The organism is Synechococcus sp. N5 (assembly GCF_900473925.1).
In the GTDB taxonomy this organism is placed as follows: domain Bacteria; phylum Cyanobacteriota; class Cyanobacteriia; order PCC-6307; family Cyanobiaceae; genus Parasynechococcus.
The window spans coordinates 398,702-414,797 of sequence record NZ_UCNI01000006.1; the positions used below are offsets into that span (position 1 = coordinate 398,702).

At 65.3% G+C, this 16,096-nt stretch carries 16 protein-coding genes; 6 read left to right on the plus strand and 10 right to left on the minus strand.

Going from position 1 to position 16,096, the window contains the following annotated elements; all coding sequences use genetic code 11:
- Positions 1–34: 34 nt before the first annotated feature.
- A complete protein-coding gene (locus DXY03_RS07465) occupies positions 35–658 on the plus strand; it encodes a TVP38/TMEM64 family protein (RefSeq protein ID WP_115009843.1) in 624 nt (207 codons plus the stop codon).
- Here the strand turns inward: DXY03_RS07465 and DXY03_RS07470 are convergent.
- Genes DXY03_RS07470 through DXY03_RS07480 form a run of 3 tightly spaced genes read right to left on the minus strand, consistent with a single transcriptional unit; the run spans position 634 to position 3,270 of the window.
- Complete coding sequence (locus DXY03_RS07470) at positions 634–819, minus strand: hypothetical protein (protein WP_115009844.1); 186 nt, start codon at positions 817–819, stop codon at positions 634–636. The genes DXY03_RS07465 and DXY03_RS07470 overlap by 25 nt on opposite strands.
- Complete coding sequence (gene ligA / locus DXY03_RS07475) at positions 816–2,858, minus strand: NAD-dependent DNA ligase LigA (protein ID WP_115009845.1); 2,043 nt, start codon at positions 2,856–2,858, stop codon at positions 816–818. Before ligA ends, DXY03_RS07470 begins: the two co-directional genes overlap by 4 nt.
- On the minus strand, positions 2,851–3,270 hold the full coding sequence (locus tag DXY03_RS07480; protein WP_114987734.1) for a hypothetical protein: 420 nt from the start codon (positions 3,268–3,270) through the stop codon (positions 2,851–2,853). Before DXY03_RS07480 ends, ligA begins: the two co-directional genes overlap by 8 nt.
- Before the next feature lie 79 nt (positions 3,271–3,349).
- Here DXY03_RS07480 and DXY03_RS07485 point away from each other — a divergent pair, with 79 nt between their 5' ends.
- Entirely contained in the window at positions 3,350–3,892 is a 543-nt protein-coding gene (locus DXY03_RS07485; protein WP_115009846.1) for a SprT family zinc-dependent metalloprotease, read from the plus strand.
- 105 nt (positions 3,893–3,997) lie between these two features.
- Positions 3,998–4,534, plus strand: a complete 537-nt coding sequence (locus tag DXY03_RS07490; RefSeq protein ID WP_115009847.1) for a hypothetical protein — start codon at positions 3,998–4,000, stop codon at positions 4,532–4,534.
- Here the strand turns inward: DXY03_RS07490 and DXY03_RS07495 are convergent.
- From DXY03_RS07495 to DXY03_RS07525, 7 genes are all read right to left on the minus strand, one after another.
- On the minus strand, positions 4,531–4,968 hold the full coding sequence (locus DXY03_RS07495; protein WP_115009987.1) for a hypothetical protein: 438 nt from the start codon (positions 4,966–4,968) through the stop codon (positions 4,531–4,533). The two genes, DXY03_RS07490 and DXY03_RS07495, sit on opposite strands and share 4 nt — an antisense overlap.
- Before the next feature lie 90 nt (positions 4,969–5,058).
- On the minus strand, positions 5,059–5,658 hold the full coding sequence (locus DXY03_RS07500) for a chorismate lyase (RefSeq protein ID WP_170952014.1): 600 nt from the start codon (positions 5,656–5,658) through the stop codon (positions 5,059–5,061).
- A complete protein-coding gene (locus tag DXY03_RS07505; protein ID WP_244272350.1) occupies positions 5,655–6,296 on the minus strand; it encodes a pilus assembly protein PilZ in 642 nt (213 codons plus the stop codon). The genes DXY03_RS07500 and DXY03_RS07505 overlap by 4 nt, the downstream gene beginning before the upstream one ends.
- Before the next feature lie 24 nt (positions 6,297–6,320).
- Complete coding sequence (gene mnmG, locus DXY03_RS07510) at positions 6,321–8,252, minus strand: tRNA uridine-5-carboxymethylaminomethyl(34) synthesis enzyme MnmG (RefSeq protein WP_115009849.1); 1,932 nt, start codon at positions 8,250–8,252, stop codon at positions 6,321–6,323.
- 21 nt (positions 8,253–8,273) lie between these two features.
- Positions 8,274–9,680: a replicative DNA helicase gene (dnaB, locus tag DXY03_RS07515; protein WP_115009850.1), complete on the minus strand. Its 1,407-nt coding sequence runs from the start codon at positions 9,678–9,680 to the stop codon at positions 8,274–8,276.
- 71 nt (positions 9,681–9,751) lie between these two features.
- Entirely contained in the window at positions 9,752–10,210 is a 459-nt protein-coding gene (rplI, locus tag DXY03_RS07520; RefSeq protein WP_115009851.1) for a 50S ribosomal protein L9, read from the minus strand.
- 78 nt (positions 10,211–10,288) lie between these two features.
- Positions 10,289–11,146, minus strand: a complete 858-nt coding sequence (locus tag DXY03_RS07525) for an acyl-CoA desaturase (protein ID WP_369792014.1) — start codon at positions 11,144–11,146, stop codon at positions 10,289–10,291.
- Between the two features lie 201 nt (positions 11,147–11,347).
- Here DXY03_RS07525 and DXY03_RS07530 point away from each other — a divergent pair, with 201 nt between their 5' ends.
- From DXY03_RS07530 to gcvP, 3 genes are all read left to right on the plus strand, one after another.
- A complete protein-coding gene (locus tag DXY03_RS07530) occupies positions 11,348–12,640 on the plus strand; it encodes a methionine gamma-lyase family protein (RefSeq protein WP_115009852.1) in 1,293 nt (430 codons plus the stop codon).
- 10 nt (positions 12,641–12,650) lie between these two features.
- On the plus strand, positions 12,651–13,040 hold the full coding sequence (gene gcvH / locus DXY03_RS07535; RefSeq protein WP_115009853.1) for a glycine cleavage system protein GcvH: 390 nt from the start codon (positions 12,651–12,653) through the stop codon (positions 13,038–13,040).
- Positions 13,041–13,110: 70 nt separating this feature from the next.
- Positions 13,111–15,981, plus strand: a complete 2,871-nt coding sequence (gene gcvP / locus DXY03_RS07540) for an aminomethyl-transferring glycine dehydrogenase (RefSeq protein WP_115009854.1) — start codon at positions 13,111–13,113, stop codon at positions 15,979–15,981.
- Positions 15,982–16,096: the final 115 nt, after the last annotated feature.

Sequence of the window (16,096 nt, forward strand, 5' to 3'; positions counted from 1 at the left end):
TGCAATGCTCCACGCCATGTGTGGGTGATTTCGCTTGATCTCCTTGGTTCAGCACTGGCTGCCGGATGTGTTGGAGCTGCTGCGCTCCCCAGCTGGGGCTCTGCTGTTCATGCCGCTCTATGCCCTCTGGGTGACGCTGCTGCTGCCGGGGGTTTGGGCGTCGATGCTGGCCGGGGTGCTCTACGGCACCTGGCTTGGCAGTGGCCTGGTGTTTGTTGGGGCCTGTCTCGGGGCGGTGGTGGTGTTTCTGCTGGGGCGGTCGGTGCTGCGCGACTGGGCCCGGCGCCGGTTGGAGCAGCTCCCCAAGTTGCAGGCGGTGGAGCGGGCCGTGAGCAAGGAGGGCCTGAAGTTGGTGTTGCTGACGCGCCTCTCGCCCGCCTTCCCCTTCTCGCTGCTCAACCTGGCTTACGGCCTCAGTGAGGTGAGCCTGCGGGATTACAGCATCGGTTTGATCGGCATCCTCCCTGGCACGGTGCTGTTCTGCGGTTTGGGGGCACTGGCCGGCGATGTGGCCCGTTTCGGTGAGGTGCTGGGGGGTGAGGCGGATGCCGGCACCTGGGCGCTGCGGCTGGTGGGGGTGCTCGCCACGCTGGCCGTGGTCTGGCTGGTGAGCCGAGCGGCCCGGCGGGCGCTTCAGGATGTGGAGACGTCGCTCTGATCGGGATTGGGCAGACGCCAGTCCCGCAGGGCAGCGATCAGGATGAACCAGGCCAGGCGTGCGCGCTTGGCTGGGCCGGTGCGCTGCTGCAGCTCAGCCAACTTGGCCCGTCCGCAGTCGGTCTTGATCCAGCGGTGCAGGGCAGGTGTGGATGGGCTCATGGCTGCAGCAGGGCGGTGAGGTCGGCTTCGCTGAGCACCGTCACCCCGAGGCTCTCGGCTTTGGTCAGTTTGCTGCCGGCGGCTTCGCCCGCCACCAGGTAGTCGGTTTTCTTGCTGACGCTGCCGCTCACCTTGCCACCGGCCACTTCGATCAGCGCTTTGGCTTCGCTGCGGCTGAGGTTGGGGAGTGTGCCCGTGAGTACCAGGGTTTTGCCCCGCAGCACGCCGTCGGCGTCAGCTCCGGCTTGGCTGGCGGCCTCCTGTTCGGAGGCACTCGCCTCCAGGGAGAGCCCAACGCTGCGCAAGTCCTGCAGCAGCTGCTGGTTGGCGGGGGTGCGCAGCCATTGGCCCAGGCTGGCGCTGATTTCCGGGCCGATGCCATGCAGTTCGGCGATCTGCTCCGGGGACTCCAGCGCTGCTGCTGCCAGGCTGTCGATGCTGAAGAAAGCGGCCGCGAGGGCTTTGGCGTTGACCTCGCCGATGTGGCGGATGCCCAGGCCATAGAGCTGGCGATGCCAGGGCTGCTGTTTGGAGGCCTCCAGGGCCTCCACCAGGTTGGTGGCCGACTTGTCGCCCATCCGATCCAGGCTCGCGAGCAGGGCCGCATCCAAGCGGTAGAGATCGGCCAGCGAGCCCACCAGGCCGCGGTCCACCAGCTGTTCGATCAACTTGCTGCCGAGCCCATCCACATCCAGGGCACCCTTGCTCACCCAGTGCCGCAGGCCACCCCGCAGGATCGCCGGGCAGCTGCTGTTCACGCAGCGGGTGGCGGCTTCATCTCCCTCCCGCACCAGGTTGGAGCCACATTCGGGGCAGTGCTGCGGCAGTTGCACCGGGGTGGCGTCACTGGGCCTGAGCTCCGGCAGCACCCGCACCACTTCGGGAATGATCTCCCCGGCTTTGCGCACCACGATGGTGTCGCCCAGGTGCAGATCCAGTTCTGCGATTCGATCGGCGTTGTGGAGGGTGGCGCGGCTGACGCTGGTGCCGGCCAGCGCGACTGCTTCGAATTCAGCCACGGGGGTGATGGCACCGGTGCGGCCCACCTGAGCACCAACGCGGAGCAGACGGGTGGGGGCTTCTTCGGCTGGGTATTTGAGGGCGATGGCCCAGCGCGGGGCCTTCTGGGTGAAGCCGGCTTCGTCCTGCAGCTGCAGGTCGTCCAGCTTCACCACCACGCCGTCGGTGGCATAGGGGAGGTCATGACGTCCCTGCTCCCAGTGGTCGCAGAAGCGCTGGATGGCGGCCAGGTCTTCGCAGCGTTCCCGGTTCGGGTTCACGCGGAAACCGGCCGTCTTTAGCCACTCCAGAGCCGCCCATTGGCCGGGGGGTTGGGCGTCACCCGGCAGGTGCAGGGTGTAAGCGAAGAAGTCGAGCCGGCGGGCGGCCACCACCTTCGGATCCAGTTGGCGCAGGGTTCCGGCGCAGGCGTTGCGGGGATTGGCGAACAGCGCTTCACCCCGTTGCTCCCGTTCGGCATTGATCGCCGCGAAGGTGGCATCAGGGATGAAGGCCTCCCCTCGCACTTCCACCCATTCCGGTGGGTTCTCGATCTGCAGCCGCAGCGGAATGGAACTGATCGTGCGCACGTTGGCGGTGATCTCTTCACCGCGGCTGCCATCGCCCCGGGTGGCGGCCCGCTCCAGCACCCCATTGCGGTAGCTCAGGGCCAGGGCGTTGCCGTCAATTTTCAGTTCCCCCACCAGGGGCAGGCGGGTGTCGCTGGGACGGTCCAGCACCTTGAGCAGCCGCTCGTGCCAGGCCTGCAAGTCGTCGCGGTTGAAGGCGTTGTCGAGGCTGAGCATGCCCACGCGGTGCTCAACGCTGGTGAACCCCTCCGCGGGAGCTCCGCCCACCCGCTGGGTGGGGCTGTCGGACCGCTGCAGGCCCGGATCGTTCTGTTCTAGTTCGAGCAGCTCGCGGTAGAGGCGGTCGTAGACCGCGTCCTCCATCACTGGCGCATCGAGAACGTAATAGGCGTGGCCGGCACGGTTGAGCAGCTGCCGCAGTTCCGCGGCCCGCTCGTGCGGATCAGCCATTGACCTGGTTGATGCGGGCAATGCGCCAGTTGTCGTCCACCTTGGTGAAGGTGAAGTCGAGGGGGAGCTCTTCGTCGCCTTCGGACTTCAGCTTCACGGTGAGGATCAAGTTGCCTTCCTGCACGCGGGGGCGGCCGGACTTGAGATTGCGGAACTTGTTCAGCTTCAGGCCCGCCAGGAAGCGGATGAACTGCTGGCGGCTCACGTGCTGGCGGTAGGCCTTGGTGGTGAGCAGGTAGGCGGCATCAATGCGGCCGGCAGCCACCTGGGTGAAGAACTGCTTGATCAGGGGATTGATGCCGCGGGCGTCGAGCACCAGCTTCACGGCGTTGTAGATCCAGTACCCCAGCAGGGTGAGACCCCCGGCCAGCAGAGCTTTGCTGCCGATCTCCCGCACCAGTCCCAGTTCCATCACCAGCTGTCAAAGCAGGGCCGAGTCTGACTGACCACGGCAGGATGGCGCTGATTCGGATCTCCTCCCCCCCCGTTCTGTGCCTTTGCAGCCCCTGCTGCCGCTGTTTCACCGCCTCAACCGGGAGCATTTCGGCGGTGCTTTGGTGGATGGGGGTCAGCCGCTGACGGCGGTGCGCTGGAGCGATGGCCGGATGAGCCGCACGGCGGGGTTCTACCGCCGTGGCCCCGGTGTGGGCGAGGGCCGCGGCAGCGAGATCGTGCTGTCGCGGCCGGTGCTTGAGCCCTTACCGCAGATCGCCACGGAAAGCACGCTCTGCCACGAGATGATCCACGCCTGGGTTGATCTGGTGCAGCGTCGCCGCGAAAGCCACGGGCCGCTGTTCCGGGCCCGGATGGCCGCCATCAATGCGGCCCAGAGCCGGTTTCAGGTGAGCATTCGCCACAGCTATCCCGTGCCGCCCCGGCCGCCCCGTTGGCTGGCGGTCTGTCCCCGTTGCGGCCGTCGCACCCCATGCCGAAGGCGCACACGCAATGCCGCGTGCCGGGCCTGTTGCGTCGAGCATTTCCATGGACGCTGGGATGCCAGCTGCGTGCTCAGTTATGTGGAGGCGGAGGGCTAGATGGAGGTGTTCTGGCTCACCCTGGAGTGCGGTGGTGTGGTGATTGTGTTGCTGGGATTGCGGCGGGAACAGTGGTTGCGCCGCCGCCGTCGGTAACGTCAGGAGATGGAGGAGCGTTTCGATCGGTTGGACCGGTTCCGTGATCAGCGGGATCGCCGTCTTGACCAGTTCTTGGAAACCGGCCGTCAGCTCGTCGATGGGGTGTCCGGTCGGCGACCAGGACAACGGCCTGGAGGGCGGCGCTCCGGTTTGGATCTCGATTCGGTGGGCCGCTGGGTCGGCGAAAAGGTCGAGTGGCTGTTGGAGGAGGACGACGACTGGCAGGAGCCCTGGCAAGAGGCTGGCCGTGGTCGGCCAGAGCCTGCACGTTCGATGCGTTCCGCCCGTCGCCCCCTTGATGCGATCTCCCGCCGCAGCCGCCGTGGAGCAGCAGCGCAGACTCCAGCGCCACTATCAACGCCACCTGTGGCTAAGGAGTTCAACGCAGCAGAACAGGGCGAGTGGCCGGAGGACGACAGCTTCCGGGTGCAGCGCTGGTCGCGCTCTGCCCAGCCGGCAGCTCGTCCGGAACCCGAAGCCGCGCCCAATCCCACCGGCTCCCGCCGGGCCTTGCCACGCTCCAGCCGCCGCCGGATCGACTAATGCCTCGCGTGCAATGAGCGTGGGCTGACCCGGTAGTGGCAACCCCGTGCAGCGAGCTGGTGGTTCACATCCTCGAGCAGCTCTCCGGGCATCTCTTCGGCCATCTGGTCCGCTGTGGCGGTGATCGATGGGGATCCCACCTGCAGCGCTTCCAGCAGTTGGGTCCACTGCTCCACTTGCAGGCTGCGGCTCATTGGCTCATAGCCCTTCTTTTCCAGCAGCTGACTGCAGACCGTGCGGTTCCAGAGCACGGTGCGTCCCTGGCCATGGGGGCCGGTCTGCATGGCGGCGTTGGCGTCGAGGGCGCTTTGGGTGGGGCGGCCCCGCCTGTCACGCCAGCCTTGATGTTCGAGGGTCTTGCCGCAGTGAATCGCCGAAATGCCGTAGATCCGACCGAGGTCGGTGAGGCTGAGCCAGGAGGTGGTGGCAGCCATGACACGGTCAACCGAATTGGCCACATCTTCCTGCGAGTACAACTAACGGCAAGTTGTCAAGAGCAAATCCCAACAAACCCGCAGGTTTGTTCATGAATTTTGTTCAAACTCCTGGCGCAGCGTGGGCCCGAGCCAGGTTTCGAGTTGCGGGCTGAACACTTCGCGAATCACGGTGAGGGCCTTGCCCTGGCGGAAGAAGCGGTAATGGCGGCTCCAGTAGGGGCCTCGATGGCCAAAGGTCTGGTCGAGCCAGTCAGCCTCCACCAGCGCCAAGCCATCCACCTCACGGAACAGCTCGGAACGCCCTTCGGTGAGGCTTTTCCAGATCGGCTGGTTGCGGTCCCGCAGGTGCCAATCCGCTTCGGCCTGATTCCACCAGCTCTCGGCCCAGGCCAGCGGGATGCCGCCGCAGGTGAGCCACACCTGGCGGCGCAGCAGTGGTGCCATCAATTCCCTCACCTCGTCCGGTGCCCCGGGGTGGTCGGTCTGGTCGGCCTCCATGGCGATCAGATCCACGGCAACGGGCGAACCGGTGAGCAGGCGCAGGTGGCGGGTGGGGCTGCCATCGCCCAGCAGCATCAGCCGCCAGGGGCCAGGCAGTTGACGCGGCCCCTCCGCTGAGAGCACCGCATTGGTGGGGGCTTGCCAGAGCTGGTGCGGGGATGGGTGAAGACGGGGGGCGGGGTTCAGAACAGTCCTCCCACCGAAAGGGTTTGGCGTTGACCGTTGCGACTGATCACGGCACCGCTGTCGGTGACCTCGCTGAGCACCCAGCCGCAGCTGCCGATCGCTTCATTGATGCCGGCGGACACCGACCCCTGCCCCAGTTGAAATATGGCGGAACTGCTGCCACCGGGGCCTTTCACCACACAGGTGAGTTGGGGGGTGGGTTCAACCGTCAACGGTTGTTGGATCGGCACGGTCAGCGGTTCGAGGCTTTGGATCGCGAGGGCGGCTTCCTCGGGTGTTGCCGTCTCTTCGGCGCGGCTTTCTTGGGCCGCCACTTGCTCGCGCAGCTGCTCGATCAGGGCGGTGTTTTGCTTCCGTTCCAGCTCCAGGCGGGAGCGTTGCAGGCTGCTCACCAGCCAGGCGCTGCAGATCACCCCGGCAACGGCGATGCCACTGATTAGCGGCAGCAGCCAGGTGGAGGGGGAGCGGCGTTCGCTGGCTTCGGTTGGTTTGGTGGTTGGTTCGTGCACAGCCACATCCACCGGCACCAGGTGCGGCTGGTTTGGAGCGGTGACCGTCTCGCGGTCGAACACGTTGTCCATCACCTGCTCAGCACGCAAGTTCCAGTAGGCACGTGAGGTGGGAACCCGGGCTGACACTGCAGAGGTTTCAGGAGCCCAACGCTATCGAGCTTCTGCGGTGGGGGCGAGGGGTTGGCGTTCCCTGTGCTGCAGTTCCAGCCACATCAACAGGGCGGTGATGTCGGCTTTGCTGACGCCAGGGATGCGGCTGGCCTGCCCCAGGGTGCTGGGTTGAATGGCCGTGAGCTTTTCGCGGGCTTCGTTGGAAAGAGTGCCGATGCCGGCGTAGTTGAGGTCGGCCGGCAGCTTGCGCTGGCTCTGGCGTTTCACCTGATCGATCTGCTGCTGTTGCCGTTGCAGGTAACCGCTGTATTTGATGTCGATCTCAGCGCCCTCGCGCACGGGCATGGGTAGATCGCCATCGGCCAGGCCATGGCGCACCAGATCGGCGGCGTGCATGCCGGGCCGGCGCAGCAGGTCGGCCAGGGTGATCGAGCCTTTGATCGTTGCACCGGTTTCTTCTTCCACCGCCGGGGCCACCGGATCGCTCACCTTGAGCCGCACGGTTTCCAGCCGCTGCTTTTCGCTCTCCATTGCTTGGAGTTTGTCTTCGAACAGCTGCCAGCGCCGGTCGTCGATCAGGCCCAGCTCACGGCCCAACGGTGTGAGGCGGCGGTCGGCGTTGTCACCCCGCAGAATCAACCGGTATTCGCTCCGGCTGGTGAGCACCCGGTAGGGCTCGCGCAGGTCTTTGCTCACCAGATCGTCGATCATCGTGCCGATGTAGCTGCCCTCCCGGGGGAAGTGCACCGGCTCCTGGCCACCGATCAGTCGGGCGGCATTGACGCCAGCCACCAGGCCCTGGGCGGCGGCTTCCTCATAGCCCGTGGTGCCATTGAGCTGGCCGGCGCTGAACAGGCCGCGCACCCGCTTGGTTTCCAGGGAAGGCTTGAGCTGGGTGGCGGGCAGATAGTCGTAATCCACCGAGTAAGCCGGTCGCAGCATCACCGCTTGCTCCAGGCCCGGCAGGCTGCGCAGCAGTTGCAGCTGGATCGGTTCCGGCAGGCCGGTGGAGAAGCCCTGCACATAGATCTCCGGGGTGTCGCGCCCCTCCGGCTCGAGGAAGATCTGGTGGCTGTCCTTGTCCGCAAAGCGAACGATCTTGTCTTCGATTGAGGGGCAATAGCGTGGGCCCTTGCTGTCGATAACACCGCCGTAGATGGCGGTGAGGTGCAGGTTGTCGCGGATCAGCTGATGGGTTTCGGCGGTGGTGCGGGTGATGTGGCAGCTCATCTGCTCACCGCTTACCCAGGCGGCGGGGTCGAAGGAGAAGAAGCGATCGGCCGCATCGCTGGGCTGCTCCTCCAGTTGATCGAGGGCGATACTGCGCCGGTCCACCCGGGCGGGGGTGCCGGTTTTGAGCCTGTCGGTCTGGAAGCCGAGTTGCTGCAGCGCTTCGGTGAGGCCTTCGGCGGCTTGTTCGCCAGCGCGGCCGGCGGCCATCGATTGATGTCCCACCCAGATGCGGCCGCCGAGGAAGGTGCCGGCGGTGAGAATCACCGCTTCGGCGCCGTAGACGCTGCCGAAATAGGTGCGGATGCCGCTGATGCGTTGCTGGTCGCCTTCACCGCTGGTCTCCAGGCCGGTCACCATCGCTTCGCGCAGGGCGAGGTTGGGGGTGTGCTGCAGCAGCTGCAGCATCTGGCGGGAATAGAGGCGCTTGTCGGTCTGGGCGCGCAGGGCCCACACCGCCGGGCCGCGGCTGGCGTTGAGGATGCGCTTCTGGATCGCGGTGGCATCGGCCAGGCGCCCGATCACCCCACCAAGGGCATCTACTTCATGGACGAGCTGGCTTTTGGCGGGGCCGCCAACGGCCGGGTTGCAGGGCTGCCAAGCGATGCGATCGAGATTGAGGCTGAACAGGGCGGTGTTCAGGCCCAGCCGGGCGGCGGTGATCGCCGCTTCACAACCGGCATGGCCGCCGCCAACCACGATCACGTCGAAGGATTCGGTGGGGGCGGCGCTGAAGCTCATGCCTCCATTATCTGAGTTGGCTCAGGCCGCCAGGTTGCGGAAGCGGGTGAACTGCGGCTCGAACAGCAGCTTCACCGTGCCCACCGGTCCATTGCGGTGCTTGGTCACGATCACTTCGGTGATGCCGCGGTCGGGGGTTTCCGGGTTGTAGTACTCATCGCGGTAGATCATCAGCACCAGGTCAGCGTCCTGCTCGATTGAGCCCGATTCCCGCAGGTCGCTCAGCATCGGTCGCTTGTTGGTGCGTGCCTCCACACCCCGGCTCAGCTGGGAGAGGGCAATCACCGGCACGTTCAGTTCCCGGGCCATCTGCTTAAGGCCCCGGGTAATGCGCGACAGCTCCTGCACCCGGTTGTCCGAGCCTGAGCCTTCCATCAGCTGCAGGTAGTCGATCATCACCAGCCCCAGTTCCTTGCCCTGTTCGGCCATCAGCCGCCGGCAGAGCGAGCGCATCTCCAGCACGCCGGAGTTGGGTTTGTCATCGATGAAGATCGGCAGTTGCCCCAGGCTGTTTATGCCCTGGCCCAGCAGAGGCCATTCCTCCTGCTGCAGGCGGCCGGTGCGCAGTCGCCCCGCCTCGATGCCCACCTCCATCGAGAGCAGGCGGTAGGTGAGCTGCTCCTTGCTCATCTCCAGGGAGAACAGGCACACCGGCAGGTCGTGCAGCTGGGCCACGTTTTTGGCCAGGTTCAGCACGATCGAGGTTTTGCCCATGGCCGGCCGGCCCGCCACGATGATCAGGTCGCTGCGCTGCAGGCCCTGGGTCATCGCATCCAGGTCGTAGAAGTTCACCGGGATGCCGGCCACTGATGTGCCCAGCGAGCGGCTTTCAATCTCCTCAAAGGTCTGGGTGAGGATTTCGGCCGTGGGGGTGAGCCCCTTGGAGGGTTTCTCCTGGCTGATGGCAAAGATCTTCTGCTCTGCCTGATCCAGCACCTGCTCCATCGGCAGGCTCTGATCGAAGCCCAGCTGGATCACTTCGTTGCCGGAGCGGATCAGCTGGCGGCGCAGGAACTTGTCCATCACCAGCCGGGCCACCTGCTCGATCGAGGCGGTGGACGGCACCCGCTCCACCAGCTCCACCAGTCGGTTGTTGCCCCCCACCTTCTCCAGGGCGCCGGTGTCGGCCAGCCAGGCGCTCATGGCGGTGAGATCCGTCGGCTTGCCCTGGCCGTGCAGCATCAGGGCGGTGCGGAAGATTTCCCGGTGGGCGTTCAGATAAAACGCTTCGGGCTGCAGCACATCGGCCACGCGCCCGATTGCATCGGGATCGAGCAGGATGCCGCCCAGCACCGCTTCCTCCGCCTCCAGGTTCTGGGGCGGAAGCGAATCGGGCAGAGCCTCGAAATTGGGCTCTTCGTCGCGGCGGCCTTGGCCAAAACCACGGCGTCCCCCATCGTTGTTCTCTGGCAGGGGGACGCTCACCATGGCGGCAGGGCGTGAAGCGAAGGAATCACACTCTGGCTCGAATGAGCCGTTTGAGTGTCAATTGACAGCGATCAGTAGCCGACCACTTCCAGGTTGATTTCAGCGGTGACTTCGCTGTGCAGCTTCACCGTCACGGTGTACTTGCCGGTGCGGTGGATTTCAGGCACCACGATGTCGCGGCGGTCGATCTCCTTCTTGGTGGCGGTTTCGATGGCTTCTGCCACGTCACCGTTGGTGACGGTGCCGAACAGCACGTTGTCTTCACCGGTCTGCTTCTTCACGGTGAAGCGACCAATGGTGGAGAGGGCGGTCTTGAGGTCGATGGCTTCTTGCTTCAGAGCGGCCTGACGCTCAGCTTCCTTGGCCCGGCGGTGCTCCACCTGCTTCATCACCGCAGGGGTGAGGGGCACAGCTTTGCCGAAGGGCAGCAGGAAGTTGCGGGCATAACCCGGAGCCACTTCCACCAGGTCTCCGTCCTTGCCGAGGCTGAGGACGTCCTCATTCAGAACGACTTGTACACGCTTAGGCATGGGACCGGTATGAAGGATGGAGACGGGTGCGATCGACCACGTTACGACGTGGCCGGTTGTTGAAGGTTGCTTTGAGCCTCAGGAGGCTCCGGGGACGTAGCGGGCCGTGCGGATCCTGCTGGCCAGTCCGAGGCGCTTGAGCAGGCGCACGTGCTGCCAGGTGAGATCGAACTCAAACCAGCGCAAACCGTGGCGTGCACTCGCCGGATGGGCGTGGTGGTTGTTGTGCCAACCCTCACCGAAGGAGAGCAGTGCCACCCACCAGCAGTTGCGGGAGAGGTCAGGGCAATCGAAATTGCGGTACCCGAAGGCGTGGGTGGCGGAGTTCACCAGCCAAGTCACGTGGTACACGACCACGAGGCGCAGAGGAATGGCCCACAGAACCAGGCCAAGGCCACCGCCGTGAACCTGGGCGGCTTCACCGAACCAGTAGAGCCCAAGGCCCAGGGGGATCTGCAGCAGCAGGAACCAGCGGTCGAGCCAGCGGTAGAAGGGGTCGCACTGCAGGTCGCCGGCGTAGCGGTCGAGTTCCTTCAGGGCCGGGATGTCGTGCAGCATCCATTCGCTGTGGGCCCACCACAGGCCACGGCCAGCGTCGTGGTGATCCGTGGGCTGATCCGAAAAACGGTGGTGATGGCGGTGCAGACCCACCCATTCGATCGGGCCGCTCTGGCAGGCCAGGGTGCCCATCAGCACCAGGATGCGCTCAACCCACACCGGCACCACCAGGCTGCGGTGCGCCACCAGACGGTGCAGGCCCAGGGTGACGCCCAGCACCGTCATCCAATAGAGAACGCCAAAGGCCACAACGCCCTGCCAGCTCCAGAAGCGCGGCAGCAGCGCCACGGTGGCGAGCACGTGCATCACCAGCATGAAGCTGGTGGTTCCCATCTTGAATTTGCGCTGACGCGCGGGCAGTCGGTCACGCGGTGCCATCACCGCGGCCCGCTGCCGAAGCTCGCGGGTGTCAGCTGTTTGCGAGGAAACCAAGCGGATTCTCCTTGGATTGACAAAGCCGCTCAGACAGGAAAACCAGGGAGCGGATGGTGCCGTTAGTGACAGAAATCTAAAGGAGTTGCCGCATCGCAGCGGCTCCTCGCGTTGTGAATTCTGGCGTTGGCCAGGGTTTATGAAGGCATGACATCCGTCAGGCAAGTGGTGATCAGTGCGTTTGCAGAGGACCTGATCAACGCGGTGGCGCGGGAGCAGGCCGACCTGGCTGCAGCGAGGACGGCGGCGGTGGAGCAACGCCTGCAGCGCGTGTTGGAGGCCCTGGCGGCGGAGCGCGTTGGCACCCAGCACTTTGCGTCGCTCACCGGTTACGGCCACGGGGATCAGGGGCGCGAGGTGGTGGATCGGGTTTTTGCCCGGGTGCTGGGGGCCGAAGCCGCCGCGGTGCGCTTGCAATTCGTCAGCGGTACCCACGCCATCGCCGCTGCACTGTTCGGCGTGCTGCGGCCCGGGGATCGTCTGCTTTCGATCACGGGTCGTCCTTACGACACCCTTGAGGAGGTGATCGGTCTGCGCGGCAAGGGCCAGGGTTCCCTGGCGGAATTCGGGGTTGCCTACGACGAAATCGATCTGCAGCCGGATGGGGCGGTGGATCAGGCGGCCTTAAACCAGGCCCTGGAGCAGCCCTGCCGAATGGTGCTGATCCAGCGCAGCTGCGGCTACAGCTGGCGTCCGTCGGTCACGGTTGAGCAGATCGCCGGGCTGTGTGAGCGCATTCACGCCCGCCAGCCCGACTGCGTTGTCTTTGTCGACAACTGTTACGGCGAGTTGGTGCAGGAGCAGGAACCGACGGCGGTTGGGGCGGATCTGATCGCTGGATCCTTGATCAAGAACCTCGGCGGCACCATCGCCCCCACCGGCGGCTACATCGCTGGACGGGCCGATCTGGTGGGGCAGGCCTGCTGCCGGCTCACGGCGCCGGGCATCGGTAGTGAGGGGGGCACGGGATTTGACCTGCAGCGCCTGGTGTTGCAGGGTCTGTTCCTGGCACCGCAGATGGTGTCGGAGGCCTTGATTGGTGCCGATCTGGTAGCGGGGGTGTTTGAGCGGCTGGGCTTCCCCGTCAATCCAGCGCCCGGGGCCGTGCGCAGCGATTTGATTCAGGCGGTGCGGCTGGGCAGTCCTGATGCCCTCAAGGTGGTGTGCCGTGCCTTCCAGGCGATGTCGCCGATCGGGGCCTACCTCGATCCAGTGCCGGCCTCGATGCCTGGCTATGCCTCCGATCTGGTGATGGCTGGTGGAACCTTCATCGACGGCTCCACCAGTGAATTTTCGGCCGATGCGCCGCTGCGGGAACCGTTCAACCTTTATGTGCAGGGCGGCACCCATCGCGCCCACATCCGCCTGGCCCTCTCCCGTGCGTTGTGTGATCTCAATGCGGCAGGACTGATCAATCTCCCGCAGACTGGGACCACCTGAAACTGCCTCGATGGCGTTCGCGTTCCCCAACTCTTTTCGCTTCGCCGACAGCCACGAGTACGCCAATGCCGATGGTGAGCTGGTGCGGGTGGGCATCAGTGCCTTCGCCGTTGATCAGCTGGGCGACATCGTGTTTGTGGATCTGCCGGATGTGGGCGCCAGCCTGGCGAAGGGCACCAGCTTTGGCTCTGTGGAGTCGGTGAAGGCCGTGGAAGACATGTACGCACCGATTGCCGGTGAGGTCGTGCAACGCAATGAAGCGGTGCTGGCCAGTCCGGAGGAACTGCAGAATGACCCCCACGGTGAGGGCTGGCTGCTGGTGCTGCGTCCGTCGGATCCCTCCGAGCTCGACAGCCTGATGACCGCCGAGGCCTACGGCGCCAAGGTCAACGCCGGCTGACATCGACGCCGGCTCTCATCAGCGCCGGGGCTTCGCTCTTACGATCGTCCGGCGGGCTGTGCATTCGACGTTGACTTCTCCTTTTGCGCAGCGGCACATCGGCCCGAGTGAGGCGGAACAACTCCGCATGCTCAATGCCCTGGGCTACAGCGATCTGCAGGAGTTCATCGCTGATGTCGTGCCCGCCGACATCCTTGATCCCAAGCCGCCGGTTGAGGCCTTGCCTGAGGGTTGCGGGGAGGCGGAGGCCCTCCAGCAACTGAAGCAGTTGAGTGAAACCAACACGCTGCGTCGCTCCCTGATCGGGCTGGGTTACTACGGCACGGCGACCCCGGCCCTGATCCAGCGCCACGTTTTTGAGAATCCGGCCTGGTACACCGCCTACACCCCCTACCAGGCGGAAATCGCCCAGGGTCGTCTGGAGGCCCTACTAAACTTTCAAACCCTGATCAGTGAGCTCACGGGCTTGCCGATCGCCAACGCGTCGCTGCTCGATGAAGCCACCGCCGCCGCCGAGGCGATGAGCCTCAGCTTCGGGGTGTGCCGTCGCCCTGAAGCGACACGGTTCCTGGTGGACACCAATGTGCTGCCTCAGACCTGGGCAGTGCTGCAGACCCGCGCCGAACCCCTCGGCATCAGCCTTGAGCGGATCGAACCGGCCACAGCGGCGATCGATGCCTCGGTGTTTGGTGTTCTGCTGCAGTTGCCCGGCGCCGATGGATGCCTCTGGGATCCAACCGCCGTGATCGAAGCGGCCCATGCCGCCGGTGCCTTGGTCACCGTGGCGATCGATCCCCTGGCGCAGACCCTGATGGCGCCCGTGGGATCCCTCGGGGCCGACATTGCCGTAGGCAGCGCCCAACGCCTGGGAGTGCCGATGGGATTTGGTGGTCCTCACGCCGCCTTCTTCGCCACCGTTGAGGCCTACAAGCGCCAGATTCCGGGCCGTCTTGTGGGGCAGTCCAAGGATGCGGAAGGCCGTTCGGCCCTGCGCTTGGCGCTGCAAACCCGTGAGCAGCACATCCGTCGCGACAAGGCCACCAGCAACATCTGCACGGCCCAGGTGCTGCTGGCCGTGATGGCCTCGTTTTATGCGGTGCACCATGGCCCCGATGGTCTGCAGGCCATCGCCCAGCGCATTGCAGGCCTGCGCAGCCAGTTGGAGCAGGGTCTGCGGGCCCTTGGTTATCCGCTGGAGCTGGCCGATCGCTTCGACACAGTCACTGTGAACTGTGCGTCGGCACCGGCTGTGCATCGCGCTGCCGCCGTTGCTGGTTTCAATCTGCGGGTGCTGCCCGATGGTGCGGCGCCGGCGGACGCCACCGGATTCGGCATCAGCCTCGATGAGCTCTCGGATCAACAGGAGCTGCAAGCCCTGCTCGCCTTGCTGGCCGAGGCCTGCGGTCAGGCCACCCCGGCACTCGAGGCTGAGCAGCCCCCGTCTCTTTCCCTGCCGCAGCGCAGCCGGCCCTGGCTGAGCCAGTCGGTTTTCCATCAGTACCGCAGCGAATCAGAGCTGTTGCGTTACATCCAGCGGTTGGTGAGCCGTGATCTCTCGCTGGTGCACGGGATGATCCCGTTGGGCAGTTGCACCATGAAGCTCAACGCCGCCGCTGAGCTGCAGCCGGTGAGCTGGCCTGCGTTTGCGGCCTTGCATCCCTTTGCCCCAGCCGATCAGGCCCAGGGCTATCGCCGTCTGGCCGACGATCTCGAGCAATGGCTGGCTGCCCTGACGGGCTTTGCCGCCGTGTCGTTGCAGCCCAATGCCGGTTCCCAGGGGGAATACGCCGGGCTGCTGGTGATTCGCGCCTGGCACCGCTCCCGCAGTGAAGCCCATCGCGACATCTGTCTGATTCCCACCAGCGCCCACGGCACCAACCCCGCCAGTGCCGTGATGGCCGGCCTCAAGGTGGTGGCCGTCGCCTGTGATGACGAGGGCAACATTGATCAGCAGGATCTGGCGGCGAAGGCGGCCGAGCACGCCGACCGGCTGGCGGTGCTGATGGTCACCTACCCCTCCACCCACGGGGTGTTTGAAACCGGCATCCGTGAGATCTGCTCGGTCGTGCATCGGCACGGGGGCCAGGTGTACCTCGATGGGGCCAACCTCAATGCCCAGGTGGGGCTGTGCCGTCCTGGTGCTTTCGGTGCCGATGTCTGCCACCTCAACCTGCACAAGACCTTCTGCATCCCCCATGGGGGCGGTGGCCCAGGCGTGGGGCCCATTGGTGTTGCGGCGCATCTGGCGCCCTTCCTGCCGGGGCACCCTTTGCAGGCCAGCGCCGCATCGGCCATCGGTCCGGTGTCCGCAGCTGCGCTCGGTAGCGCCAGCATCCTGCCGATCAGCTGGATGTACCTGCGGATGATGGGGGCGGAGGCCCTGCGGCAGGCCAGTGCCGTGGCGCTGTTGTCGGCCAATTACCTCGCCCATCGGCTTGATGCCTCGTACCCCGTGCTGTTTCGCGGCAGCACCGGCCGGGTGGCCCATGAATGCATCCTCGACCTCCGCCCGCTCAAGCGGGATGCGGGGATCGATGTGGATGACATCGCCAAGCGTTTGATGGACTACGGCTTCCATGCGCCCACCGTCAGCTGGCCGGTGGCCGGCACGGTGATGGTGGAACCCACCGAAAGCGAAAGCCTGGCGGAGTTGGATCGTTTCGCCGATGCCCTGGTGGCGATCCGCGAGGAGATTCGCGCCATTGAAACCGGCACCAGCGACCCTCAGAACAACCCGCTCAAGCGTGCTCCTCACACCCTGGCGGCCGTCACAGCGGATGACTGGGATCGTCCCTACAGCCGTCAGCAGGCCGCCTTCCCGATGGAGGGCCAGCAGGAGAGCAAGGTTTGGCCCGCGGTGGCACGAATTGATAACGCCTTTGGTGATCGCAACCTGGTGTGCACCTGTCCTTCGGTGGAAGCGGTGGCTGTGGCGGCTTGAAGCCCTGGTTGAAGGGGGTCAGAGCGTGTAAATTTTCACTGAAAGTGGAAAAATTGGTTTGATTCCGTTCATCGCCCTTGCGAGTTCGGTCAAACTGTTCGACAACTGATTCGTC